The sequence below is a fragment of the Roseovarius aquimarinus genome, from assembly GCF_043661195.1.
GTDB classification, from domain to species: Bacteria; Pseudomonadota; Alphaproteobacteria; order Rhodobacterales; family Rhodobacteraceae; genus Roseovarius; species Roseovarius aquimarinus.
The window spans coordinates 128724-153229 of sequence record NZ_JBIHMM010000002.1 but is presented as its reverse complement, the minus strand read 5'-3'; the positions used below and the strand labels follow the sequence as shown (position 1 = coordinate 153229).

Here is a 24506-nt window from a genome sequence, read left to right as displayed (position 1 = left end):
CGCGCCGTGGGTCGGATCATCGCCGAGGCGAAGGCGCGGGGCCCGATCCTCGCCAGCGCCGAGGGGCTGAGCTTCTGGGGCGGGGTCGATGCAGCGACGGGGTGCGTGATCGACGCGCATCATCCGCTGCATGGCTGCTCGCTCGCCGGCAAGATCCTTTTGCTGCCGACAAGCCGAGGCTCCTGCACCGGAAGCGCCGTCCTGCTGGAGCTTGCGCTGGGCGGAAATGCCCCCGCCGCGCTGGTTTTCCGCGAGGAGGAGGACATCCTGACGCTGGGTGCGCTGATCGCGGGGCGCATGTTCGGCAAACCGCTCGGCGTCCTGCGGCTCGGGGCCGAAGACTGGGAGAGGCTCGCGCGGGAGGGGCGCGCCGAGATCGCCGGGGGAAGGCTCCTCGCCGGGGACTGGGCGCTCGATCTCGCCCCGCCGCAAGAGGAAGCGCTGGAATTGAGCGCGGCCGACCGCGCCATGCTGGACGGCGCCGACGGCGCGGCGGCGCAGCTCGCGCTCGAGGTGATCTGCAAGGTGGCCGCCGGGCACGGGGCGGCGCGGCTGACGGACGTGACGCGCGCGCATATCGACGGCTGCATCTATGCCAGCCCCGCGACCCTCACATTCGCGCGCCGCATGGCCGACATGGGCGCACGGGTGCGGGTGCCGACCACGATGAACGCGATTTCGGTCGATCATGCCGAGTGGCGCACCCAGGGCGTGCCGCCCGTCTTCGGCAATCCCGCGCAAGCCCTTGCCGACGCCTATGTCGAGATGGGTGCGCGGCCCAGCTTCACCTGCGCGCCCTACCTCCTGCAGGAGCCGCCGGCCTTCGGCGAGATGATCGGCTGGTCCGAGTCGAACGCGGTGATCTTCGCCAATTCGGTGCTGGGTGCGCGGTCGGTCAAGCATCCCGATTTCATGGACCTCTTCATCGCGCTCACGGGCCGCGCGCCCCTGTCGGGCGTCTATCTCGATGCGGGCCGCGCCGCGCGCAGGGCCGTGCATGCGGATGTGCCCGCGGGGCATGACGATGCGCTCTGGCCGCTTCTGGGCTGGCTGATCGGGCGCGCCGCGCCGGACCGCATCCCGCTCGTGACCGGCTTGGAAGAAACCGCGCCGTCCGAGGCCGATCTGAAGGCGCTCTGCGCCGCCTTCGGCACCACATCGGCCGCGCCGATGCTGCATCTCGCCGGGATCACGCCCGAGGCGGAGGGCGCGCTTGCAGCCGATGCGGATGCGGCGCGCATCGGCGCCGAGGATCTGGCGTCGGCATGGCGGCAGTTCAACGCAGCGCCCGCCGAGGTGGACCTGATCGCGTTCGGCAGCCCGCATTTCTCGGCCCCCGAATGCCGCGCGCTGGCGGCGGCGCTGGCGGGGCGCAGATGTGCCGAGGACACGGCGGTGATCGCCACCGTGGGACGGGACGTGCTCGAGACTATCCGCGCGGACGGCACGCTCGCGGCGCTCGCGGCGTCGGGCGTGCAGGTCGTGCCCGATATCTGCTGGTGCTCGATCTCCGAGCCGGTCTTTCCGCCCTCGGCGCGCACCCTCATGACCAATTCGGGCAAATACGCCCATTATGCGCCGGGCCTTTCGGGCCGCGCCGTGCGCTTCGGCAGCCTTGCCGATTGCGCGGACGCCGCGATCACGGGCCGCGCGCCCGAGCGGCTTCCGCACTGGCTGGCGCGGGGTGCGGCGGGTCAGAGCGCGAAGCTGCCGAAGGGGATGTAGCGCACCGGATCGCCCGGCGCGATTTGTGCCGCGCCGTCGGGCAATTCGACCAGCCCCTCGGCCCAGCTGAGACTGCTGACCCGCCCCGATCCCTCGGACGGGAAAACCTCGGCGCGCCCGTCCCGGATGCGCGCGCGCAGATATTCGCGCCGGCCCGGCTTTTTCGACTTGGTGAACCCGGCGGGCATGTCGAAGCCCTGCGGCGCGCTCCATCCCGCTCCGGCAAGCAGACCGAGCGCCGGGCGCGCGAAGACGAGCGTGCAAACCAGCGCCGCCACCGGGTTGCCCGGCAGACCGAAGACCGGCGCGCCCCGCCACAGCCCGAGCGCGAGGGGGCGGCCGGGCTTGAGCGCGATACGCCACTCGCGCATCGCTCCGGCCTCCCGCAGAAGGGCCGAGACGTGATCCTCGTCCCCCGCCGAGGCGCCGCCAGAGGTCAGGATCACATCCGCGCGCCCCGCCGCGTCATCGAGTGCCGCGCGCAGCGCCGCGCGGTCGTCGGGGATGCGCCCCATGTCGATCGCCTCCATCCCCCAACGCGCGATCTGCGCGAGGAGCATCGGGCGGTTCGCATCGAAGATCTGGCCGGGCCGCGCCTCGCCCCCGGCCTCGATCAGCTCGTCCCCGGTCGAGATCACCGCGACGCGCAGGCAATCGAACACCGTCACCTCGCCGATGCCGACGGACGCGAGGAGCGCGAGATCGGCGGGCGTCAGCACGCGGCCTGCGGGCAGCACCTCGGCGCCCTCCTGCATGTCCTCGCCCGCGCGGCGCGTGTTGGCACCGGGCTTGATCCCCGCGCGGAAGGCGATGTGCCCCGCGCCCTGCCGGGTGTCCTCTTCGAGGATCACCGTATCGACGCCTTCGGGCAGGATCGCGCCCGTCAGGATGCGCACGGCCTGCCCCGCGGGAAGCGCGCCAGGGTAGGGCGCGCCGGCCGCCGCGCGGCCCTCGGCGAGGGGCATGACCGGATCGCCGGGCGGCAGCGACGCATGTGCGAAGCCGTAGCCGTCCACCGCAGAATTCGCGTGCGGCGGGCTGGCGCGGCGTGCCGTGACGGGCAGGGCAAGGACGCGGCCCGCCGCCGCCGCCACGGGGCAGCGTCCGCTCTGCACGACCGGGTGAAGCCCGCGCTCGAGCGCGGCGAGCGCGTCGTCCACCGGCGTCCAGTCGGTGCCTGCGGGCATGGCGAAGCAATCGTCGCGCAGCGGCGGCGGCGCGGGCGGCGCTTCGCCCCCTGCAAGCGCGGCCAGTGCCTCCCCCGCGCCCGCGCCGAGGATCCAGGCCTCCTCGGCAGCCTCGGGCGGCAGGTCCGACATGAGCGCACCGAGCCGTGCCTCTGGCATCCTCGCCAGCGCGCGCGAGAGCAGATCGACCTGCACCGCGTCGCGGATGCGCCCCGGCGCCTCTGCCATCGCCGCCCGCACCGCAGGCTCGATCAGGCCGGGCCAGATCTCGGCCAGCACGACATCGGCCTCCTGCCACGCCTCGAAGGGCCAGACGGCGACGCCGGGCAGGCGGCGCAGGCGCGAGAGCATGGGAAGGCCCATGAGCATCTGGCTGCCCACGGTCGGATTGTAGCAAAGCTGAAAGCAGCTGCTCGCGGCCCTGGCGGCCAGATCGCAGGCGCGCATCTCGGGGATGCCGTCGAAGGCGATGCCATCCTTGCGGTAGGGAATGCCCGGCCAGCGATCGCGGTGCGTCTTGCCCCAGAACGGCCCCGGCCCCTCGAAGAGCGCATTCATCGCCTCGGCGACATCGAAGCGGTTGTTCGCGCCCGTCTCGCTGTCTTTGATGCGCCCGGCCAGCCAATCCCAGAGGACGAGCGCGTCGTCCCGGCCGGTCGCGCGCCGCGCGACGCCGCGCGGATAGCCGAAGGGAAAATCGAACCCCGCGAGAAGGCGGCGCCCGGCGCGGCGCTCGGCCTCGATGATGGCGGCGATGCGCGCCTCCGCCTCGATCCGGGTGCGGCAATAGACCGGCTCCTGCGGCGCGCCGCCCTGCACGAAGCCGAGCCAGATCGCATCCTTCGACGGACGCGCGGGGGCGCGGGTGCTCGCGGCGGACCAGTCCACGACGAGGACGCTGTCGAAGCCCCTCACAGCCCCAGCTCGCGCAGGATGAAATCGGCGATGGCGCGCGTGTCGTCGAGATCCATGACGGGGCATGGCGCCTCAAGGGGGCTGTCCGCCGCGACGGCGCGGATGCTGGGATCGTTCGGCGCGATGAGCGGATGGCCCGCCGCCGCGCGCCATGCCTCGATCTTGGGATGGAGCGCGCGCTTGTAGCCTTCGATCAGCACCAGATCGACGGGCGAGAGGCGCGCAAGGAGCGTCTCGAGCTCGGGCTCGGGCGCGCCCCGCAATTCCTGCATGATGGCAACGCGCGTGCCCGAGGCCAGCAGCACCTCGTGCGCGCCCGCTACGCGGTGGCGATGGCTGTCGCGCCCGGGATGGTCCACATCGAAACTGTGATGCGCGTGCTTGATAGTGGACACGCTCAGCCCGCGCGCGGTGATCTCGGTCACGAGCCGCTCCATCAGCCCGGTCTTTCCCGCGTTCTTCCAGCCGGTGACGCCGTAGACCTTCATCGCAAGCGCTCCTGCGCGCGGGCGAGATCCTCGGGCGTGTTCACGTTGAAGAAGGGATCGCCCTCGGCGGGAAAGGTCGCCGTGGCGGCGCCATGCGCGTCGGTCCATTGCACCACCTTGCGCAGCCCGCCCCTCAGCGCCGCGCGCAGATCGTCCCGAAGGCTCACCGGCCAGAGACCGAAGGTCGGATGACGCCCATCGGGCGTCGCGGCCAGCGCGAGTGGCGCCTCCATCCCCTCGGCGGCGAGAAGGAGGCGCGGCACCAGATCGCAGGGAAAGAAGGGCGTGTCGGCGGCGACCGAGACGACCGTCTCGGCGCCCTCCCTCGCGGCCCAGTCCATGCCCGCCAGAACCCCGGCGAGCGGCCCGACGAAGCCTTCGACCGGATCGGCCAGAACCGGCAGGCCGAAGCGCGCGAGCCGCGCCGGATCGCCATTGGCGTTGAGTGCGACCGCCGCCGCCTGCGGCGCGATCCGCTCGATCACATGATCGAGAAGCGTGGCCTCCCCGAGCGGCAGCAGCCCCTTGTCGCCGCCGCCCATGCGCGTCGCGCGCCCCCCGGCGAGGATGATGGCATGCGGCTCGGTCATGCGCCGTCCTCCGCGCGGGCGGATTTGCGGCGGTGCCTGCCGTCCTCTTCGGCGACCGCGCCCGGATCAGCGTCGCGCAGAAGGCGCTCCTCGCCCGAAAGACACACGAAGCGCCGCCCGCGCATCCGCCCGATCAGCGTCAACCCCACCTGCCGGGCGATCTCGACCCCCCAGGCGGTAAAGCCCGAGCGCGAGGCGAGCACGGGAATGCCCATGAGCGCGGTCTTGATGACCATCTCGGACGTGAGCCGCCCGGTCGTGTAGAGCATCTTGCCCTCCGGCCCGACACCTTCCGAAAGCATCCAGCCCGCGATCTTGTCGACCGCGTTATGGCGCCCGACATCCTCCATGTAGACGAGCGGGCGGCCCCCTTCGCAGAGCACCGTGCCATGGATCGCCCCGGCCTCGAGATAAAGGCTCGGCGTGGTGTTGATGACATGCGCGAGCGCATAGAGATCCGAGGTGCGCACGGCCGTCTCGGGCAGCGTCACACCCTCCAGCCCCTCCATCATGTCGCCGAAGACCGTGCCGACGGCGCAGCCGCTCGTGCGGGTCTTCTTCTTGAGCTTGTCCTCGTAGGTGGTGCGCCCGTCGGTGCGCACCACGACCGTCTCGAGCTCCTCGTCGTAGTCGACGCGCAGCACGGTCTCGCCATCCTTCAGCATGCCCTGATTGCGCAAAAAGCCCAGCGCGAGATATTCGGGATAATCGCCGATCGTCATCGCGGTCACGATCTCCTGCGCGTTGAGAAAGATCGTCAGCGGGCGCTCCTCGACCACGTTGATCGTCTGCGCGCGCCCCTCGTGATCGGTGCCGGTCACACTGCGCGTCAGGCCGGGTGCGGCGGGCGCGGGCGCGATGATGTAGGGGCTGTCACCTGAGGCGGACAATTGCATCTCCTTGGTCGGGCGGCTAAGCGCGAGTGAACGGCGCAAAATTCGGCAGGCGGGCGGCTCGTGACACCAGAAACCACCAAATCCACCTACTGGCAAGGCGTGGGCGCCGGTGCGCCCTTCATCCTCGTGCTGGTGCCTTTCGCGCTGCTCTTCGGCGTGGTGGCGACCGAGGCGGGGCTGACCCTGATCGAGACCTTCTCCTTCTCGATCCTCGTCGTCGCGGGCGCGGCGCAATTCACGGCGATCCAGCTTCTGTCCGAACATGCGCCGACGATCATCGTGGTCGTGACGGCGCTCGCGGTCAACCTGCGCATGGCGATGTATTCGGCGTCGCTCACGCCGCATCTGGGCAACGCGCCGCTCGGCACGCGCGCGCTCGTGGCCTATTGCATGGTCGATCAGGCCTATGCGAGCGCGATCCTCGCCTATGAAAAGCATCCCGGCTGGACCACGCGCCAGAAGGTGGCCTTCTATTTCGGCGCGGTCACGCCGCTCATGCCGCTCTGGCTTCTCTTCACGGTGATCGGCGCGCTGGTGGGCGGGCGCATCCCGCCCGAATTCGCGCTCGATTTCGCAGTGCCCATCACGTTCCTTGCGATGATCGCGCCGATGCTGCGCACCGTGCCGCATGTGGTGGCGGCAATGACCGCGATCGCGGTCTCGCTTCTGCTCGCTTTCCTGCCCTACAGCCTCGGGCTGCTGGTGGCCGGTTTGGCGGGGATGATGGCGGGCGCGCAGGCCGAACTCATGATGACCCGAAAGGATGCGGGCGCATGAGGGAGATCGCGACGCTCGACATCTGGATCACCATCGCCTGCCTCGGCCTCGGCAGCTTCGGGCTGCGCTTCGTCTTTCTCGGCCTCATCGGGGATCGCCCGCTGCCCGCATGGATCCTGCGCCATCTGCGCTACACGGCCGTGGCCGTTCTTCCGGGGCTGGTCGCGCCGATGGTGGTCTGGCCCGCCGCGACGGGCGGCACGCTCGACCCCGCGCGCATGAGCGCGGCCTGCGCCACGATCCTCATCGGACTCTGGACGCGCAACGTCGTGGCGGCGATCCTCGGCGGGGCGGTGACGCTCTATGCGATGCTCTACCTGATCGGCTGACCTGCGCGGGATGCCCGTCCGCCTCCGGCGGGGATATTTGAAGCAAGAAGAAAAGCCCGGGCCTTTCTTTTCTTCTTGCCGGAAATATCCCGGGGTGCGGAGCAGCGCCCCGCGATCGCGCCGGTTTCAAAGGAGCCGAGGCAAAGAAAAAGGGCGCACCCCGCGGGATGCGCCCCTCTTGCATGTCGCGCGCCGATCTCAGCCGATGGCGGCGGCTTTCACGTCCTCGTCGATATGCGGCAGATATTGCTCGAAATTCTCGGCGAACATCTTGACGAGCTTGGCGGCCTGGCGGTCGTAGCTCTCGGGGTTGTCCCAGGTGCGGCGCGGATCGAGCAGGACGGTGGGCACGCCGGGCGCGTCCACGGGCACCTCGAAGCCGAAATTGGCGTCCGTGCGGAATTTCACATCGCCCAGCGAGCCGTCGAGCGCAGCCGTCAACAGCGCGCGCGTCGCCTTGATGGGCATGCGGCTGCCGGTGCCGTAGGCGCCGCCGGTCCAGCCGGTATTGACCAGCCAGCAGGTCGCGCCGTGCTTGGCGATCTTGGAGCGCAGGAGGTTGCCGTAAACCTCGGGGCGGCGCGGCATGAAAGGCGCGCCGAAGCAGGTCGAGAAGGTGGGCTCGGGCTCGGTGATGCCGCGCTCGGTTCCGGCGACCTTGGAGGTGAAACCCGACAGGAAGTGATACATCGCCTGCGCGGGCGTCAGCCGCGCGATGGGCGGCAGAACGCCGAAGGCGTCGCAGGTCAGCATGATGATGTTCTTGGGATGCCCCCCGAGCGCCGTGTCGGACGCGTTCGAGATATACTCGAGCGGGTAGGCGCAGCGCATGTTCGCGGTGAGCGAATCGTCATCGAAATCGAGCTCGCGGGTCTCTTCGTCATAGACCATGTTCTCGATCACGGTCCCGAATTTCGACGTCGTGGCGTAGATCTCGGGCTCGGCCTCGGGGTCGAGATTGATCGTCTTGGCATAGCAGCCGCCTTCGAAGTTGAAGGTGCCGCGGCTCGACCAGCCATGCTCGTCATCGCCGATCAGCGTCCGGCCCGGATCGGCCGAGAGCGTCGTCTTGCCGGTGCCCGAAAGGCCGAAGAAGATCGCCGTGTCCACCGGATTGCCCTTGGCGTGATTGGCCGAGCAATGCATCGGCATCACGTCCTTCTCGGGCAGCAGGTAGTTCAGGAGCGAGAAGACCGATTTCTTGTTCTCGCCCGCGTATTCCGTGCCGCCGATCAGGATGATCTTGCGGTCGAAATTCATCGCGATCACCGTCTCGCTGCGGCAATCGTGCTTCTTGGGGTCGGCCTGGAAACTGGGGCAGTTGATGACCGTGAAATCCGCGACGAAGCCGTCGAGCGCGTCGCGGTCCGGGCGCCGCAGCAGGTGGCGGATGAAGAGGCCGTGCCAGGCGAGCTCGGTCACCATGCGCACCTTGATCGCGTGCGCGGGATCGGCGCCGCCGGTCAGGTCCTGCACATAGTACGTGCCGCCTTTCATGTGCTCGAGCATGTCCTCATAGAGCGCGTCGAAGCCTTCGGGCGACATCGCCGCGTTGTTCTCCCACCAGATGCTGTCTTTCACGCTCGGCGTGGCGACGACATGCTTGTCCTTGGGCGAGCGGCCGGTGAATTTGCCGGTCGAGACCAGAAAGGCGCCGCCGCGGCCCAACGTGCCTTCGCCGTTTTTCAGGGCGGCTTCGATCAGCGCCGGCTCGATCAGATTGTAGTGGACGTTCTCCAGCCCATCGATGCCCTGGTCCTCGAGGCGGAAATTCGGGTTCACCCGTCCAAATGTCATGACAATGTCTCTCCGGTATCTGATCGCGGCCAAGGGGGCGCGGGGGCTTGCGCGGGGGCGCCTCGGATGCGCCGCCGCCGCCTCCGAACCCGGGGCACGCGGGCCTCTTAGCATGCGCTCTTCGGGATTGAACAGGCAGGTTTGCAGGCGTTAGCGCAACCAAATCGCCGTTAGCGCAACCGTCGGCGCCCCGCCGCCACCCTGCGCCCGCCTCTGCATGAAAAGGCGGCAAAAGTGAGTCATATTAGCCATTGGTTATGAAAATCGGCGCCTAATGGCTCTCGAAAGTGGGGCGATTCGACAATTCTTATTGATCGGACTGCGCGAACATAGGCATAATGATGAAAAAATTCAGGTAATCTGAGCAGTACAAGGAATAGCTACATGTCCAAAATCGCCCTTGTGGACGATGACAGGAATATTCTGACATCCGTTTCCATGACGCTCGAGGCCGAGGGCTTCGAGGTCGAAACCTACAATGACGGCCAGCAGGCCTTCGACGCATTTTCCAAGAAATTGCCCGATATGGCGGTGCTCGATATCAAGATGCCGCGCATGGACGGGATGGACCTCTTGCAGCGCCTGCGCCAGAAATCTCAGATGCCGGTGATCTTCCTGACCTCCAAGGACGACGAGATCGACGAGGTTCTGGGCCTGCGCATGGGCGCAGACGATTACGTCAAGAAGCCCTTCTCGCAGCGCCTTCTGGTCGAGCGGATCCGCGCGCTGCTGCGCCGGCAGGACGCGATGGACGGCAAGGTGGCCGCGACCGATGCCGAAGACGGCAAGGTGATCGAGCGCGGCGATCTGCGGATGGATCCGCTGCGCCACGCGGTAAGCTGGAAGGGCGCGGACGTCTCGCTCACGGTGACCGAATTCCTGCTTCTCCAGGCGCTCGCGCAGCGACCCGGCTTTGTCAAGAGCCGCGATCAGCTCATGGACGTGGCCTATGACGATCAGGTCTATGTCGATGATCGCACCATCGACAGCCATATCAAGCGGCTGCGCAAGAAACTGCGCCAGGTCGATCCCGAGTTCTCGGCGATTGAGACGCTTTATGGGATCGGCTACAGATATAACGAAGAATAATACTGGCCAAGGCCGAGGGGGCTGACGTGCGCGACACGGCACCGGGACGGGATGGCGACGTGGTTCTGGGCGACGATTTTGTCGCGCCCGATACCATGGTCGAGGAGGAGGTGCGCGCGCGCAGGGCACGGCGCGGCTTCTTCTCGCTGCGCGAGTCGCCGCTGACGCGCAAGATCATCATCTTCAACCTGATCGCGCTCAATATCCTCGTCGCCGGCATTCTCTATCTCAACTCGTCGCGCGACGGACTCGCCGTGCAGCGGATGAGCGGCCTCGTCGGCGAGGCGGAGCTCGTGGCGAATGTCTTCGAGGTGCAGCTGCCCGGGCGCTCGCCGGTCGATCTGATGACGGGCGACGGGATCGACGTCGCCGGCACGCTCGAGACGATCGACGTGCAGAGCGGCGCCGAGGTCTTCGTGTTCGATGCGGGCGGTGCGCTTGCCGGGCGCGTCACGGGCGCCGCGGGCCGCCCCGCCATGACCGAGGGCGGTCAGCCGACGATCATCACCGACGCGATGGCGCGATTCTGGACATGGATCTCGACGCCGTTCATGTCGGGCGACGCCGCGCCCCTCGCCACGGTCGAGGACCTGGCCCGCGCGCAGGTCGATGCGGCGCTGAGCCAGGGCACGCAAGTGACCACGGGCGAGGTCGCGGGCGGCGCCGTCTTCGTCGTTTCCTCTCCGATCATGCAGGGCGACGCGCCCATCGCCGTCGTCTCGATGGTGAGCGCGACGGGTGAGATCGACAATCTCGTGATGTCCGAGCATGAGCGCGTCCTTCAGATGTTCATCATCGCCACGCTCGTGTCGATCGGCCTCAGCCTCATTCTCGCCTCCACCATCGCGCATCCGCTCGCCGATCTGGCCGCCGCCGCCGAGATCGGCGGGGCGCGCAATCGCGGCAAGCAGGGCGCGGGCCGCATCCGCATTCCGGACCTCACCGCGCGCCCGGACGAGATCGGGCGCCTGTCTGGCGCGCTGCGCGGCATGGTGGCCGCGCTCTACAACCGCATCGACGGGAACGAGCAATTCGCGGCGGACGTCGCGCATGAGATCAAGAACCCGCTCGCCAGCCTGCGCAGCGCGGTCGGCACGATGCGCGTGGCCAAGCGCGAGGACCAGCGCGAGAAGCTGCTCGATGTGATTGACCATGACGTGCGCCGGCTCGACCGGCTGGTGAGCGACATCTCGAACGCCTCGCGCCTCGACAGCGAGCTTGTCAAGGAAGAGGAAGAGCCCTTCGATCTGCTGACGATGATGCGCAATCTGGGCCAGTATCTCGGCCAGCAGGCGAACGAGAAGGGCATCGAATTCATCACCGATTTCCCGAGCCAGCCGATCATCATCAACGGGCTCGAGGCGCGGCTCGCGCAGGTCTTCGTCAATCTCATCTCGAACGCCACGAGCTTCTGCGAGGAGGGCGACGCGATCCGCCTCTGGGCGCGCCGCCGCGAGAACCGCGTGCTGATCGTGGTCGAGGATACCGGCCCCGGCATCCCCGACCAGGCGCTCACCAAGATCTTCCAGCGCTTCTACTCGCAGCGCGACGCCAATGATTTCGGCAACAATTCCGGCCTCGGCCTCGCCATTTCCAAGCAGATCGTCGAAGCGCATGGCGGCGTGATCTGGGCCGAGAACATCCGGCCAACGGATGCGGACATCACCTCCGATCCTCTTGGCGCGCGGTTCGTCGTCGGCCTGCCGGTCTGAGCCATGCTGCCGCCGCATGACGCTACGCTCCACGCGACGAGCGTCGCCGTGGACGGGCGCGCGGCGCTGATCCGCGGTGCCTCGGGGGCCGGGAAATCCGCGCTCGCGCTGCATCTCATCGCGCTGGGCGCGCAGCTCGTCTCCGATGATCGCACGCTGATACGCCGCGAGGGCGCGCAGCTCATCCTCGATGCACCCGAGACGATCCGGGGCCGGATCGAGGCGCGCGGCGTCGGCATCCTCACCGCGCCGAGCGCCGGGCCGACCCCGGCCGCGCTCGTCGTCGATCTGACCGAAGACATGCAGCCGCGCTTGCCGCCCGAGGACGAAGCCGAAATCCTCGGCTTGCGTCTTCCACTGGTGCGCGGGATGGTCGCAGGGCATTTCGCCGCCGCCGTTCATCTCTATCTACGTGGTGGGCGCGCGGCATGAAGCCGCGTGCATGAAGGACCGGGCGTCATGACCCAGCACCATCAGAGCGACGATGCGCCGGACGGCAGCACAGCCGAGCCGCCGGTGATCCTCGTCACCGGCCCCTCGGGGGCAGGTCGCAGCACGGCGATCCGCGCGCTCGAGGACATGGGCTATGAGGCGATCGACAATCTGCCGCTGAGCCTTCTGCCGCGTCTTCTGACCGCTCCCGAAGGAAGCGGCGGTCAGCAGGGGCGGCCCATGGCGCTCGGCGTCGATCCGCGCAACCGCGATTTTTCCGCCGAGGCGGTGATCGACGCGCTCGAGAGCCTTTGCGCGCGCGGCGATCGGCATGTGCAGCTTCTCTTCGTCGATTGCGACCCGGATGTGCTCCTGCGCCGCTTTTCGGAGACGCGGCGCCGGCATCCTCTCGCCCCGGCGGAGAGCGCGCAGATCGGCATCGCGCGCGAGATGGACCTTCTGCGCGCGGTGCGCACGCGTGCCGACATCCTGATCGACACGACCGAGCTGAGCCCGCACGAGCTGCGCGCCGAGCTCGAGCAATGGGTGCGCCCCGGCGGCGCCGCGCGCCTTGCCGTTTCGGTGCATTCCTTTTCCTACAAGCGCGGCCTGCCGCGCGGCGTCGACATGGTCTTCGACTGCCGATTCCTGCGAAACCCCTATTGGGAGCCGAGCCTGCGCAGCCTCGATGGGCGCGCGCCCGAGGTCGCGGCGCATGTGGCCGCCGACCCGCGCTTCGAGGCGTTCCACGCGCAGCTTTCGGACATGATGCGCCTGCTGTTGCCCGCGTTCGAGGCCGAGGGGAAATCCTATCTCTCCATCGCGCTCGGCTGCACCGGCGGGCAGCATCGCTCGGTCGCGGTGGCGGAAAACTTGGCGCGGACCCTTGCGGAAGAGGGGTGGCAGGTGTCAATTAGACACCGTGAACTCGAGCGCCGGACGGGCGGCGCCGCACCGCAGCAAGCGGTGTAGGAAGAATAAGGATTACAAGGCGTTGATCGGTATCGTCATCGTTGCACACGGCGGGCTCGCGCGGGAATACCTCGCCGCGATCGAACATGTCGTGGGCCCGCAGCAGGGCATCCGCGCCATCTCGGTCGAGAACGGCGACGACCGCGAGGCGAAAGCGTCGGAAATCAGCGCCGCCGCCTGCGAGGTGGATCGCGGCGCGGGTGTCGCGGTGGTGACCGACATGTTCGGCGGCTCGCCCTCGAACCTCTCGCTGCCCGCCTGCCGCAGCGGAGACCGGCGCATGCTCTACGGCGCGAACCTGCCGATGCTCATCAAACTGGCGAAATCCCGCGACAAGCCGCTGCCCGATGCGGTGCGGGATGCGTTATATGCGGCACGCAAGTACATCGACAGCCAGAACATATCAGTGGAAGAGTGAGCCATGTCCGCACCCGTCACGCGAAAACTCGAGATCGTCAACGTCAAGGGACTGCACGCGCGCGCCTCGGCCAAGCTCGTCGAGGTGGTCGAGGGGTTCGACGCGACGGCGGAAATCTCGCATGACGGGCAATCGGCGAGTGGCGACAGCATCATGGGGCTTTTGATGTTGGCAGCCGCGATGGGAACCACTATTGACGTCGAAACCCGCGGACCGGACGCCGAGGCGCTGGCCGATGCGGTGGCCGCCCTCGTGGCGGCGAAGTTCGGCGAAGACATGTAGCGCGCCCCGGCGCGCGAAGGGCGGATTGGAACGGTCCATTTTGGCAAGCGAGCGACGCGAGGAAGGGCTCCCGAAGCCCCGCTATTCCGGCCGGTCAGGCCAGTCACCCCTCCAGGGCACGGAAATGGGCGGTGCCTCGGGCGCGGGCGAGGGCACGGTGACCTTCCCCAAATACGACCGGCGCAGCCTGACCTATGCCAATTCCTTCGACTCGCCCATGACCGCCGCCACCATCCGCGCGATCGAGTGGATGACGGGCAAGCTGTCGATCATCCGCATGATCCGCGATTTCGAGCGGCGCGGCGCGCCTTCGGGCCAGCCCTTCTGGCGCGCGTCGCTCGACACGATGGGGATCGACCTTCTGACGCCGGACGAGGAGCTGGAGAACATCCCCCAGACCGGGCCGGTCGTCGCGGTGGCCAATCACCCGCACGGGCTGGTCGATGGCATGATCCTCGCCGATCTGATCGGGCGGCGGCGCACCGACTACAAGATCCTGACGCGCGCGCTGCTGACCGGGATCGACGAGGTCGCGGCCAGTTACATGATCCCGGTGCCCTTCCCGCACGAGCCCGACGCGCAGCGAAAATCGGTCGAGATGCGGGCGGGCGCGATGGCGCATCTCAAGGATGGCGGCCTCATCAGCGTCTTTCCCTCGGGCGTCGTCGCCTCGTCCGACACGATGTTCGGCCCCGCGATCGAGCGCGAGTGGAACGTCTTCACCGCGCAGATGATCCGCCGCTCGGGCGCGAAGGTGGTGCCGATCTATTTCCCCGGCTCCAACAGCCGCTGGTATCAGATCGCCAACCGGATCTCCCCGACGCTGCGGCAGGGCCTCTTGCTGCACGAGGTCGTCCATAGCTGCAACCGGCCGCAGAAACCCGTGGTCGGCGCGCCGGTGAGCGATGCGCGCATGGAAATGCTCGAGAAGGATCCGCGCGGCTTCATGACATGGCTGCGCGCGCACACGTTGTCGCTGGGCGAGGGCGGCTCCGAAGGCTGAGCGCGCGATGGACCGCCCCGCACGGGTGCGCTATCAGGTGGGCGAAGCAGGTTTCCAGAGGGCGCGCATATGTCAGGCCACGGCCATCCCATTCCCATGAGTTCGGCCAGATGCGGCCCCCTGACCGGCAGGGCGGACGTGCCCGGCGACAAGTCGATCTCGCACCGCGCGCTGATCCTCGGCGCGCTGGCGGTGGGCGAGACGCGCATCACGGGCCTTCTCGAGGGGCAGGACGTGCTCGACACGGCGCGCGCGATGCGCGCTTTCGGGGCCGAGGTCACGGATCACGGCGGCGGCGCGTGGTCGGTGCATGGCGTGGGGGTGGGCGGTTTCGCCGAGCCCGATCAGGTGATCGATTGCGGCAATTCGGGCACCGGCGTGCGCCTCATCATGGGCGCGATGGCGACGACGCCGATCACGGCGACGTTCACGGGCGATGCCTCGCTCAACAAGCGGCCGATGGCGCGGGTGACCGATCCTCTCGCGCTTTTCGGCGCGCAGTCGCATGGCCGCAGCGGCGGGCGCCTGCCCATGACCATCATCGGCGCCGCCGATCCCGTTCCCGTGCGCTACTCAACGCCCATGCCCTCGGCGCAGGTGAAGTCGGCGGTGCTCCTGGCCGGTCTCGGCGCGCCCGGCGAGACGGTCGTGATCGAGCGCGAGGCGACGCGCGATCATTCCGAGCGGATGCTGGCGGGCTTCGGCGCGGATATCGTGAGCGAAGAGAGCGCGGAGGGCCGCGTCATTACCCTCAAGGGCCAGCCCGAGCTGCGCGCGCAGAGCATCGAGGTGCCGCGCGATCCCAGCTCGGCCGCCTTTCCCGTCTGCGCCGCGCTGATCGTGCCCGACTCTGATGTGCTCATCCCCAATATCGGCCTCAATCCGACGCGCGCGGGCCTTTTCACCATTTTGCGCGAGATGGGCGCCGATCTTCTCTACGAGAACGAGCGTGAGGAGGGGGGAGAGCCAGTGGCGGACCTGCGCGCGCGCTTCTCGCCCGATCTGAAGGGCATCGAGGTGGACCCGGCCCGCGCGGCGTCGATGATCGACGAATACCCTGTCCTGTCGGTCGTCGCGGCCTTCGCCGAGGGCGCGACGGTGATGCGCGGCGTCGCCGAGCTTCGGGTCAAGGAATCCGACCGGATCGACGCGATGGCGACGGGCCTGCGCGCCAACGGCATCGAGGTGGAGGACGGCCCCGATTGGTGGATCGTGCACGGGCGCGGGCACGGCGACGTGCCGGGCGGCGCCACCTGCGCCAGCCATCTCGATCACCGCATCGCGATGTCCTTCCTGATCCTCGGCATGGCGGCGAACGCGCCGGTCAGCGTCGATGACGGCGGCCCCATCGCCACGTCCTTCCCCATCTTCGAGCCGCTGATGGCGCGTCTCGGCGCCCGCCTGAGCAGAGGTGCCTGACGGGATCCGAGTATTTGGGCCAAGATGAAGCAGGGCGCGCCGCGCCCTTTTCTTCTTGCCGTAAATATCCTCGCCGAAGGCTCTGCCCGCGCCACAGGTCATGGCCGATGAAAAGGGGGCGCGCCCATCGCCGGACGCGCCCCTTGATGTTCGAGGGAACTTGGCGTCAGTTCAGCGCCTTGTCCGTCACCTCATGCGTCCAGGCCGCCTCGCCGGGATCGGCGGTGATGACCGGGTCCGAGCCGCCCGAAAGGAGCGAGTCGATCGTGCGCTGGAAATCCGCGGGATCGAGCGCGCCGTTGCTGCCGGCGGTCAGCTTGGCGATCTCCTGCATCATGCGGATCTGATGCTCCTCGGTCTGCGCGCCGCTCGCGTCGTTGTCGAGCACGATCATCGCGGCTTCCTCGGGGTTCTCCTCGGCCCATTTCCAGCCCTTCATCGAGGCGCGCACGAAGCGGGCCATCTTGTCGACGAAGGCCGGATCCTCGAGGTTCTCGCCCAGCACATAGAGCCCGTCCTCGAGCGTCGAGACGCCCTGATCCTCGTATTTGAAGACGACCAGCTCCTCCGGGGTGAGGCCCGCGTCGAGCACCTGACCGTATTCGTTATAGGTCATGGTCGAGATGCAGGCCGCCTGACCCTGAAGGAGCGGATCGACGTTGAAGCCCTGTTTGAGCACGGTCACGCCGCCCTCGGAGCCATCGGTCGGGATGCCCAGCTTGCTCATCCAGCTGAGGAACGGGTATTCGTTGCCGCTGAACCACACGCCCAGCGTCTTGCCCGGGAAGTCTTCGGGGGACTCCACGCCGCTATCCTTGCGGCAGGTCAGCATCATGCCCGAAGACTTGAAGGGCTGCGCGATATTGACGAGGTCGAGCCCCTTCTCGCGGCTGGCCATGGCCGAGGGCATCCAGTCGACGACGACATCCGCGCCGCCGCCCGCGATCACCTGCGCGGGCGCGATGTCCGGCCCGCCCGGCTTGATGGTGACATTGAGGTCCTCCTCGTCGTAGAAGCCCTGATCCTGCGCCACGTAATAGCCGGCGAATTGCGCCTGCGTGACCCATTTGAGCTGAAGCGTGACATCATCCGCCGCCTGCGCCGCGCCCGCGCCCATGAGGGCCGCGCCGGCGATGCCGAGTGTCGCTTTGAGATTTTTCATTCTGTCGTCTCCCTGTTGTTTATCTTTCTTGCAATCAGCGGCCCCGCTGTGACGGGTGCCAGAAGGTCAGCGCCTTTTCCGCCAGCGCGATGGCGCCGTAGAAGGCCGATCCGGCCAGCGCGGCCACCACGATCTCGGCCCAGACCAGATCCATCGCGAGCTGCCCGACCGAGATCGAGATTCGAAATCCCATACCCTTGGTGGGCGAGCCGAAGAACTCTGCCACGATCGCCCCGATCAGCGCCAGCGTCGTTGCGATCTTGAGGCCGTTGAAGATGAAGGGCATCGCCGCGGGCAAGCGCAGTTTCAGAAGGGTCTGCCAATAGCTCGCCGCATAGGTGCGCATCAGATCGCGTTGCATCGCACCCGTGTCGGCGAGGCCCTGAACCGTGTTCACAAGCATGGGGAAGAAGACCATGACGACCACGACCGCGGCCTTCGATTCCCAGTCGAAGCCGAACCACATCACCAGAATGGGTGCGAGGCCGATGATCGGCAGGGCGGCCATGAAGTTGCCGATGGGCAAAAGCCCGCGTTGCAGGAAAGGAAAGCGGTCCACCGCGATGGCCATCAGAAAGGCCGCGCCGCAGCCGATCACGTAGCCGCTCATCGCGCCCTTGATGACGGTCTGCACGAAATCCTGCCACAAAAGCCCCGTGGAGGCCGCGAAGGTGGCGGCGATATCGCTCGGCGCGGGCAGTAGAACCGCGCTGATGTCGAAGCCGCGCACCGCGATCTCCCAGAGCGCCAGCAGCGTCAGGCCGAAGATGATCGGCACGAGGATCCGCGCCGCCCGCGTGTCGGACCGCGCGAGCCACGCATTGAGACGCCACGCCCCGAGCCAGACGACCAGAAGAAGCGCGAGGACCGGGCTGAGCAGCGCGGCGGCGCCGACAAGGAGCGCGAGGAGGCCGAGCTGCACGAGCCCGGCGGTCCAGCCGCCGTGTGCCGCGTCCCGCGCCGTCATCGCCCCATCCCCATCCGTGCGAGCGCCACCCGTTGCACCGCGCCGATGATCCCGACGAGGATCGCCGCGAGGAGCGCGGCCATCAGAAGCGCGCTCCAGATCTGCACGGTCTGGCCGTAATAGCTTCCCGCCAGAAGCCGCGCGCCAAGGCCCGCGACGGCGCCGGTCGGCAATTCGCCGATGATCGCGCCGACGAGGCTCGCCGCCATGGCGATCTTCAGCGAGGTGAAGAAATAGGGCATCGAGGAGGGCAGGCGCAGGTAGCGGAAGGTCTGCGTGCGGCTCGCGTTCCATGTGCGCATCTGGTCGAGCTGCATCGCGTCGGGGCTGCGCAGCCCTTTGACCATGCCGACCACCACCGGAAAGAAGGACAGATACATCGAGATCATGGCCTTGGGCAGCAGCCCCGAGATGCCGACCGCGTTGAGCACGACGATGATCATCGGGGCGATGGCGATGATCGGCACGGTCTGGCTCGCGATCACCCAGGGCATGACGCTGCGGTCCATCGTGCGGTTGTGCACGATCCCCACCGCCAGAAGGATGCCGAGCCCCGTGCCCAGAAGAAAGCCGAGCATCGTCGCGCTGAACGTCACCCAGCTATGATAGAGAAGCGAGCGCTTGGAAAAGCCGCGCCCCTTCAGCACGAGCGCGCCGGTCGTGTCCCATATCTCGGCCGCGACCTGATGCGGCACCGGCAGCTTGGGCTTGTCCTGCGCCCAGGTGTCGGCCACCAGATCGGCCGCGCTCAGCTCGATCCCCGCGCGCTGCGCCTTGTCGTAGGCCCATGGCGCGTTGAGCGGCACGGCGGCGGCATACCAGATCGCGATGATCGCGGCGACGACGGTGAGAACGGGCAGGACGTTTCTCATTTAGGTTTGAGGGCCCAGCTATCGCTCATGACCCCTTCTTTTCTCAAAGCAGTCGCTGCCCACCGCATATCGTACTGCCATTTGAAGAATAGATCGCCCGACGCACGAAGCTCGTGCTCATGATTCTCCCAGATGTGTCGAGCGACTTCAATTATTGTAGATTTGCCTCCCTTGTCTTTCAGAGCATCGACAACCCAGATTTTCAGATCGTTTCGATCGGCCATTACCCAATCTTCCCTGTTTGGTTGTTACCGTTTGTTTGTAGGTTTTCACTCATCGCCGTGCCCCGCGCGCAGCCCCTCGCGGACGCGGTGGGCGATGTCGATGAACTCCTGGCTGTCGCGGATGTCGAGCGGGCGATGCCGGGGCAGGGGGCTGTCGATCACATCCGCGATGCGCCCGGGCCGGGGGGACATGACGACGATCTTGGTGCTCAGATAGACCGCCTCGGGGATCGAATGGGTGACGAAGCAGATGGTCTTGCCGGTACGGTCCCAAAGGTTCAGAAGCTGCTCGTTGAGATGGTCGCGCACGATCTCGTCGAGCGCGCCGAACGGCTCGTCCATCAGCAGGATATCGGCATCGAAGGCCAGTGCCCGCGCGATGGAGGCGCGCTGCTGCATGCCACCCGAGAGTTGCCACGGAAATTTCTTCTCGAAGCCTGCAAGCTCGACCAGCTCCAGCACCTCGGCGGTGCGGCGGGCCTGCTCGTCCTTCGAATAGCCCATGATCTCGAGCGGCAGGCGGATATTACCGCCGATGGTGCGCCACGGGTAGAGGCCGGCGGCCTGGAAGACATAGCCATAGGCCCGCGCGCGACGCGCCTCCTCGGGCGTCACGCCGTTGACGGTAATGGTGCCCGCTGTCTGATGCTCGAGATCGGCCATGACGCGCAGGAAGGTGGTCTTGCCACAGCCCGAGGGGCCGATGAAGCTGACGAAATCGCCCTGCTTCACGTCGAGGCTGACATCCTTGAGCGCATGGACCGGGCCGTCATTCGTCTCGAAGATCAGCGAGAGGTTCCTGGCGCTGATGATCGTGTCCCTTGTATCGGTCCCGGTCACGCGTCGAACCCCCAGAGTTTGGCCTCGGCGAATTCGACGGAGTTGCGCGCGGGGTCTCGCACATAGATCGAGCGCGCGCCGCCCGGCCACTCGAAATCCGCCTCGATCTCGATCCGAGAGGCCTGGAAATGCGCGGCCCAGCCGTCCAGCTCGCCGGAGCGCGCGCGAAAGCAGACATGCCCCTCGCCTGTCGCGCCATGCGGCGGCACGGGGAAGGCGCCACCGGTGTCCTGCGTCGCTACGGGATCGAAAAGGAGGATCATGGATGTCTCGCAGCGCAGGAAGACATGGCGGCCCTTCACGCGCTGCTCTTCCTCGAGGCCGATGACGGATTTGTAGAACTCAGCCGTCTCCTCGAGGTTGGGGGCATAGAGCGCGGTCTCGAGGACGGCTCCGGGGGGCTTGGGCATCGGCATATACGGTTCAGATCCCCGCCGGAATGTTCAGAGGATCGCGCTGGATCATCTTGGGCGAATTGAGCGCCTTCCATTTGCTGAGCGCGGTATGCGCCGATGGGAAGGCGGGGCGCGGCACGAAGCGGCCACGGCCGGGCTGGGGCTGCGAGTTCTGGCCCCAGGCCCAGATCACCTCGCCGCGGCTCAGCGTGAAGCGCGCGTTGGCCGTCACCTCGAAGCCCTCGAAAACGTTGTAGTCGAGGATCGAATGGTGGTTGGCGGGGCTGATCGTCTTGGTGATCTTGGGGTCCCACACGACGATATCTGCGTCCGCGCCCTCAACAATCGCTCCCTTTCGGGGATAGATGTTCAGGATCTTGGCGACGTTGGTCGAGGTCACTGCGACGAACTCGTTCGGCGTCAGCCGGCCCGTCTCGACACCCGTGGTCCAAAGGACCGGAAGGCGCTCTTCCAGCCCGTTCGAGCCGTTGGGGATGATGCGGAAATCGTCGCGGCCCGCGCGCTTCTGTTCGGTCGAGAAGGCGGCGTGATCGGTGGCGACCACCTGCAGGCTGCCCGCCTGAAGCCCGGCCCAGAGCGAGTCCTGATGCTCCTTGTTGCGGAAGGGGGGCGACATCACGCGGCGCGCGGCATGGTCCCAATCCTTGTTGAAATACTCGCTCTCGTCGAGCGTCAGGAACTGCACCAAGGGCTCGCCATAGACGCGCATGCCCTTCTGGCGCGCGCGCCGGATCGCCTCATGGGCCTGCTCGCAGGAGACATGCACGATATAGAGCGGCACGCCCGCCGCGTCGGCGATGCAGATGGCGCGGTTCGCGGCCTCGCCCTCGAATTCGGGCGGGCGGGAATAGGCGTGGCCCTCGGGGCCGGTGATGCCCTGATCGAAGTATTTCTGCTGCATCTCGGCCACCAGATCGCCGTTCTCGGCATGGACCATCGGCAGCGCGCCCAGCTCGGCGCAGCGCTTGAAGGAGGCGAACATCTCGTCGTCCTCGATCATCAGCGCGCCCTTGTAGGCCATGAAATGCTTGAAGGAATTGACGCCCATGTCGACGGCGTCCTTCATCTCGTCGAAGACGGTCTCGTTCCAGCCGGTGATCGCCATGTGATACCCGATATCCGAGCAGATCTGCGGCGCGGATTTGCGGTGCCATTCGTTGATGGCGTTCTTGATCGAGCCGTCCGCGCCCGGAAGGCAGAAATCGACCAGCATCGTCGTGCCGCCGCAGGCCGCGGCCCATGTGCCGGTCTCGAAGGTTTCGGCCGCCGTCGTGCCCATGAAGGGCATTTCGAGATGCGTGTGCGGGTCGATCCCGCCGGGGATGACATAGGCGCCCTCGGCGTCGATATACTCGTCGCCCTTCAGGTCCTCGCCGATCTGCTTGATCGTCTCGCCCTCGATCAGGACATCGGCCTTCCACGTGCGGTCTGCGGTGCAGACGGTGCCGCCCTTGATGACTTTGGTGGTCATGATGTGTCTCCCTTGATCGCGTTTCGGCGTTTTCTTCTTGCTTCAAATATCCCGGGGGATGCCCTGAATTTTCATCGAAAATTCAGGGTTGGGGGCTGGCCCCCTTCTAGCCCTCCACACCCGCTGTCTCCACAACGGCGTGCAGCAGCACGTCGGCCCCGGCGCGCGCCCAGTCCATCGTGATCTCCTCGGCCTCGTTATGCGACAGGCCATCGACGCAGGGGCACATGACCATCGCGGTGGGCGCCACGCGGTTGATCCAGCAGGCATCGTGCCCCGCGCCGGAGATGACGTCCTGATGCGAATACCCCAGACGCTCGGCGGCAGAGCGGATCGCGCTCACGCAGCCGGCATCGAACTCAACGGGATCGAAGCCGCCGACCTTCTCGAAGCTCACGTCCAGCTCCATCTCGTCGCAGATCGCTTTGGCGGCCTCCTTCATCTGCGCCACCATCTTGGCCAGCACATCGATATCGGGCGAGCGGAAATCGACGGTGAAGACCGCCTTGCCGGGGATCACGTTGCGCGAATTGGGAAAGACCTCGAGCGCGCCGACCGCGCCGACGGCGCTCGGCCCGTGGGCGAGGGCGATCTCGTCCACCTTCTCCAGCACGCGCGCCATGCCGAGGCCCGCGTTGCGGCGCATCGGCATCGGGGTGGAGCCGGTATGCGCGTCCTTGCCGGTGATGGTCACTTCGGTCCATTCGAGGCCCTGTCCGTGCGTGACGACACCGATATCCTTGCCCTCGGCCTCCAGGATCGGACCCTGCTCGATATGGAGCTCGAAAAACGCCTTCATCTTGCGCGCGCCCACCGGCTCGTCGCCCTGCCAGCCGATGCGCTTCAACTCGTCGCCGAAACGTTTGCCGTCGCGGTCCGTGCGGTCCATCGCCCATGCCTCGTCATGCAGCCCGGCGAAGACGCCGGAGGCCAGCATGGCGGGCGCGAAGCGCGTGCCTTCCTCGTTGGTCCAGTTGGTGACGACGATGGGATGCTTCGTCTTGATGTCGAGATCGTTTAGGGTGCGGACAAGCTCCAGCCCCGCCAGCACACCAAGAACCCCGTCGTATTTGCCGCCCGTCGGCTGGGTGTCGAGATGCGAGCCGACATAGACGGGCAGGGCGTCCGGATCGCTGCCCGCGCGGGTGGCGAACATGTTGCCCATCGTATCGAGGCCCATCGCGCAGCCCGCATCCTCGCACCACTTCTGGAAGAGCGCGCGCCCTTCGGCATCCGCGTCGGTCAGCGTCTGGCGATTGTTGCCGCCCGCGATGCCGGGCCCGATCTTGGCCATCTCCATCAGGCTGTCCCAGAGGCGCTCGCCGTTGATCCGGAGGTTCTGTCCCTGGGCGGTTGTGGGGGCTGGCATGGGGTGTCCTTTCTCGCGAACGGGGCGCGGTCTTTTTACCGTTTGGTCAACGAAACGATTGCGGAGCGCGCCTTACCTGTCAAGAATAGTGTTCGGCGATCTCGCTGTCGCCGGTAACTTGCCCGATTTTCGGGCAAATGTGGCTGGAGGCCAGAGACGCCCTATGACCGAGCCCGCGAAATCGCGCGCCCCCGCACCCAGCCGCATCCAGCGGCGCAATCGCAAGCGCATCCTCGACGCGGCGCTCGACGTCTTCTCGCAGCACGGCTATCGCGGCGCCACGCTCGACCAGATCGCCGAGAGCGCGGGGCTGAGCAAGCCCAATATTCTCTACTATTTCGCGGGCAAGGAAGAGATCCACGCCACGCTTCTGCATCAGCTCATGGACACATGGCTCGAGCCGCTGCGCCAGATCGACCCCGAGGGCGAGCCGCTGGACGAGATCCTGACCTACATGCAGCGCAAGCTGGAGATGAGCCAGCATTTCCCGCGCGAGAGCCGCCTTTTCGCCAACGAGATCCTGCAAGGCGCACCGCGCATCGGGCCGCTCCTCGACGGCGAGCTGAAGCCGCTCTTCGATGCCTCCGCCGCCGTGATCGACGGCTGGAGCCGCGCGGGCGCCATCGCCTCCGTCGATGCGCGGCACCTCATCTTCTCCATCTGGGCCACGACGCAGCATTACGCGGATTTCGACGCGCAGATCGGCGTTCTGATGGGCGGTGACGACGCGACGGAGGGCGCGGGCCTCTTTCTCACGGGCCTCTATCGCCGCGCGCTGGCGCCCGGCGCGCGGTAAGCTTTCGTTAAACATCACCGCGAAATCGGCTGGCTCCGGCACGGCCCGCATGGCTAGTCTCGGCCCCGGGTGGCGGCCTCGGGAGTGGCCTCATGACGGGATATCATTATCGCGATTTCGGCAATGCCGATGCGGGGCAGGACGCCTTGGTTCAACAAAAGCTGCGCCGCGCGCAGATGGAGCGGGCGCTGGGCGAGGCGGCGGGCCTCGCTGCGCGCGGGGTGCATGCCGCCGCGCGGCCCGCGCCGCAGGCGCTTTCGGGCGAGGTGCTCGAGAAGGACGATCCGGGCGGCGATGGCGCCCGCCTGATCGCGCCCGATGGCGCGGGGCCCCGGACCCCGCGCCACCCCTGACCCAC

The 24506-nt window shown here is 67.3% G+C and carries 26 protein-coding genes; 13 read left to right on the top strand and 13 right to left on the bottom strand.

All coding sequences use genetic code 11. The annotated features are described in order from the left end of the window. Window positions 1-6: 6 nt before the first annotated feature. Window positions 7-1725 (top strand): cis-3-hydroxy-L-proline dehydratase, encoded by a 1719-nt coding sequence (gene lhpI, locus ACGRVM_RS08110; protein ID WP_377171034.1) that lies wholly within the window; start codon window positions 7-9, stop codon window positions 1723-1725. Here the strand turns inward: lhpI and ACGRVM_RS08105 are convergent. Genes ACGRVM_RS08105 through ACGRVM_RS08090 form a run of 4 tightly spaced genes read right to left on the bottom strand, consistent with a single transcriptional unit; the run spans window position 1695 to window position 5801 of the window. Beyond that, window positions 1695-3827, bottom strand: coding sequence for a molybdopterin-binding protein (locus tag ACGRVM_RS08105; protein ID WP_377171036.1), 2133 nt, complete (start codon window positions 3825-3827; stop codon window positions 1695-1697). The two genes, lhpI and ACGRVM_RS08105, sit on opposite strands and share 31 nt — an antisense overlap. Beyond that, on the bottom strand, window positions 3824-4315 hold the full coding sequence (gene mobB, locus ACGRVM_RS08100) for a molybdopterin-guanine dinucleotide biosynthesis protein B (RefSeq protein ID WP_377171038.1): 492 nt from the start codon (window positions 4313-4315) through the stop codon (window positions 3824-3826). The genes ACGRVM_RS08105 and mobB overlap by 4 nt, the downstream gene beginning before the upstream one ends. Continuing rightward, on the bottom strand, window positions 4312-4905 hold the full coding sequence (gene mobA, locus ACGRVM_RS08095; RefSeq protein WP_377171040.1) for a molybdenum cofactor guanylyltransferase MobA: 594 nt from the start codon (window positions 4903-4905) through the stop codon (window positions 4312-4314). The genes mobB and mobA overlap by 4 nt, the downstream gene beginning before the upstream one ends. Then, complete coding sequence (locus tag ACGRVM_RS08090) at window positions 4902-5801, bottom strand: formate dehydrogenase accessory sulfurtransferase FdhD (RefSeq protein ID WP_377171042.1); 900 nt, start codon at window positions 5799-5801, stop codon at window positions 4902-4904. Before ACGRVM_RS08090 ends, mobA begins: the two co-directional genes overlap by 4 nt. A 60-nt stretch (window positions 5802-5861) precedes the next feature. Between ACGRVM_RS08090 and ACGRVM_RS08085 the strand changes: the two genes are divergently transcribed. Both ACGRVM_RS08085 and ACGRVM_RS08080 read left to right on the top strand, forming a co-directional pair. Continuing rightward, a complete protein-coding gene (locus ACGRVM_RS08085) occupies window positions 5862-6578 on the top strand; it encodes an AzlC family ABC transporter permease (RefSeq protein WP_377171044.1) in 717 nt (238 codons plus the stop codon). After that, on the top strand, window positions 6575-6907 hold the full coding sequence (locus tag ACGRVM_RS08080; protein WP_377171046.1) for an AzlD domain-containing protein: 333 nt from the start codon (window positions 6575-6577) through the stop codon (window positions 6905-6907). The genes ACGRVM_RS08085 and ACGRVM_RS08080 overlap by 4 nt, the downstream gene beginning before the upstream one ends. A gap of 198 nt (window positions 6908-7105) precedes the next feature. Here ACGRVM_RS08080 and ACGRVM_RS08075 read toward each other — a convergent pair whose 3' ends face one another. After that, entirely contained in the window at window positions 7106-8704 is a 1599-nt protein-coding gene (locus ACGRVM_RS08075; RefSeq protein WP_377171048.1) for a phosphoenolpyruvate carboxykinase, read from the bottom strand. A 384-nt stretch (window positions 8705-9088) separates the two neighbouring features. Between ACGRVM_RS08075 and ACGRVM_RS08070 the strand changes: the two genes are divergently transcribed. The 8 genes from ACGRVM_RS08070 to aroA all read left to right on the top strand — a co-directional run bounded on the left by ACGRVM_RS08070 (window position 9089) and on the right by aroA (window position 16031). Beyond that, window positions 9089-9793, top strand: a complete 705-nt coding sequence (locus tag ACGRVM_RS08070) for a response regulator transcription factor (RefSeq protein WP_377171050.1) — start codon at window positions 9089-9091, stop codon at window positions 9791-9793. Between the two features lie 2 nt (window positions 9794-9795). Continuing rightward, entirely contained in the window at window positions 9796-11505 is a 1710-nt protein-coding gene (locus ACGRVM_RS08065) for a sensor N-terminal transmembrane domain-containing protein (RefSeq protein WP_377171398.1), read from the top strand. Window positions 11506-11508: 3 nt separating this feature from the next. Continuing rightward, window positions 11509-11937, top strand: a complete 429-nt coding sequence (locus tag ACGRVM_RS08060) for an HPr kinase/phosphorylase (RefSeq protein WP_377171052.1) — start codon at window positions 11509-11511, stop codon at window positions 11935-11937. A 27-nt stretch (window positions 11938-11964) separates the two neighbouring features. Beyond that, window positions 11965-12909: an RNase adapter RapZ gene (rapZ, locus tag ACGRVM_RS08055; RefSeq protein WP_377171054.1), complete on the top strand. Its 945-nt coding sequence runs from the start codon at window positions 11965-11967 to the stop codon at window positions 12907-12909. Between the two features lie 22 nt (window positions 12910-12931). Continuing rightward, complete coding sequence (locus ACGRVM_RS08050; protein ID WP_377171056.1) at window positions 12932-13327, top strand: PTS sugar transporter subunit IIA; 396 nt, start codon at window positions 12932-12934, stop codon at window positions 13325-13327. A gap of 3 nt (window positions 13328-13330) precedes the next feature. Beyond that, on the top strand, window positions 13331-13609 hold the full coding sequence (locus ACGRVM_RS08045) for an HPr family phosphocarrier protein (protein ID WP_076532115.1): 279 nt from the start codon (window positions 13331-13333) through the stop codon (window positions 13607-13609). A 124-nt stretch (window positions 13610-13733) separates the two neighbouring features. Then, on the top strand, window positions 13734-14612 hold the full coding sequence (locus ACGRVM_RS08040) for a lysophospholipid acyltransferase family protein (protein ID WP_377171058.1): 879 nt from the start codon (window positions 13734-13736) through the stop codon (window positions 14610-14612). Between the two features lie 69 nt (window positions 14613-14681). After that, complete coding sequence (gene aroA / locus ACGRVM_RS08035; RefSeq protein ID WP_377171060.1) at window positions 14682-16031, top strand: 3-phosphoshikimate 1-carboxyvinyltransferase; 1350 nt, start codon at window positions 14682-14684, stop codon at window positions 16029-16031. Between the two features lie 166 nt (window positions 16032-16197). Here the strand turns inward: aroA and ACGRVM_RS08030 are convergent, their stop codons facing one another. From ACGRVM_RS08030 to ACGRVM_RS07995, 8 genes are all read right to left on the bottom strand, one after another. Continuing rightward, window positions 16198-17193, bottom strand: a complete 996-nt coding sequence (locus ACGRVM_RS08030) for an ABC transporter substrate-binding protein (protein ID WP_377171062.1) — start codon at window positions 17191-17193, stop codon at window positions 16198-16200. Between the two features lie 34 nt (window positions 17194-17227). Next, window positions 17228-18160, bottom strand: coding sequence for an ABC transporter permease (locus ACGRVM_RS08025; RefSeq protein WP_377171064.1), 933 nt, complete (start codon window positions 18158-18160; stop codon window positions 17228-17230). Next, window positions 18157-19032, bottom strand: a complete 876-nt coding sequence (locus tag ACGRVM_RS08020; RefSeq protein ID WP_377171067.1) for an ABC transporter permease — start codon at window positions 19030-19032, stop codon at window positions 18157-18159. Before ACGRVM_RS08020 ends, ACGRVM_RS08025 begins: the two co-directional genes overlap by 4 nt. After that, the gene (locus ACGRVM_RS08015) at window positions 19029-19256 is read right to left on the bottom strand and encodes a hypothetical protein (protein WP_377171069.1); all 228 of its coding nucleotides are present in this window, start codon (window positions 19254-19256) and stop codon (window positions 19029-19031) included. The genes ACGRVM_RS08020 and ACGRVM_RS08015 overlap by 4 nt, the downstream gene beginning before the upstream one ends. A gap of 45 nt (window positions 19257-19301) precedes the next feature. Next, window positions 19302-20096 (bottom strand): ABC transporter ATP-binding protein, encoded by a 795-nt coding sequence (locus ACGRVM_RS08010; RefSeq protein ID WP_377171070.1) that lies wholly within the window; start codon window positions 20094-20096, stop codon window positions 19302-19304. Further along, a complete protein-coding gene (locus tag ACGRVM_RS08005) occupies window positions 20093-20506 on the bottom strand; it encodes a VOC family protein (protein ID WP_377171071.1) in 414 nt (137 codons plus the stop codon). Before ACGRVM_RS08005 ends, ACGRVM_RS08010 begins: the two co-directional genes overlap by 4 nt. A gap of 13 nt (window positions 20507-20519) precedes the next feature. Then, on the bottom strand, window positions 20520-21983 hold the full coding sequence (gene hydA / locus ACGRVM_RS08000; RefSeq protein ID WP_377171073.1) for a dihydropyrimidinase: 1464 nt from the start codon (window positions 21981-21983) through the stop codon (window positions 20520-20522). 106 nt (window positions 21984-22089) lie between these two features. Continuing rightward, on the bottom strand, window positions 22090-23352 hold the full coding sequence (locus ACGRVM_RS07995) for a Zn-dependent hydrolase (protein ID WP_377171075.1): 1263 nt from the start codon (window positions 23350-23352) through the stop codon (window positions 22090-22092). A 163-nt stretch (window positions 23353-23515) separates the two neighbouring features. On the opposite strand from ACGRVM_RS07995, the gene ACGRVM_RS07990 reads away from it, so the two are divergent. Both ACGRVM_RS07990 and ACGRVM_RS07985 read left to right on the top strand, forming a co-directional pair. Further along, window positions 23516-24148 carry a TetR family transcriptional regulator C-terminal domain-containing protein gene (locus ACGRVM_RS07990; RefSeq protein ID WP_377171077.1) on the top strand — a complete coding sequence of 211 codons (633 nt, stop codon included), beginning with the start codon at window positions 23516-23518 and terminating at the stop codon, window positions 24146-24148. Between the two features lie 92 nt (window positions 24149-24240). Next, window positions 24241-24501 carry a hypothetical protein gene (locus tag ACGRVM_RS07985; RefSeq protein WP_377171079.1) on the top strand — a complete coding sequence of 87 codons (261 nt, stop codon included), beginning with the start codon at window positions 24241-24243 and terminating at the stop codon, window positions 24499-24501. Window positions 24502-24506: the final 5 nt, after the last annotated feature.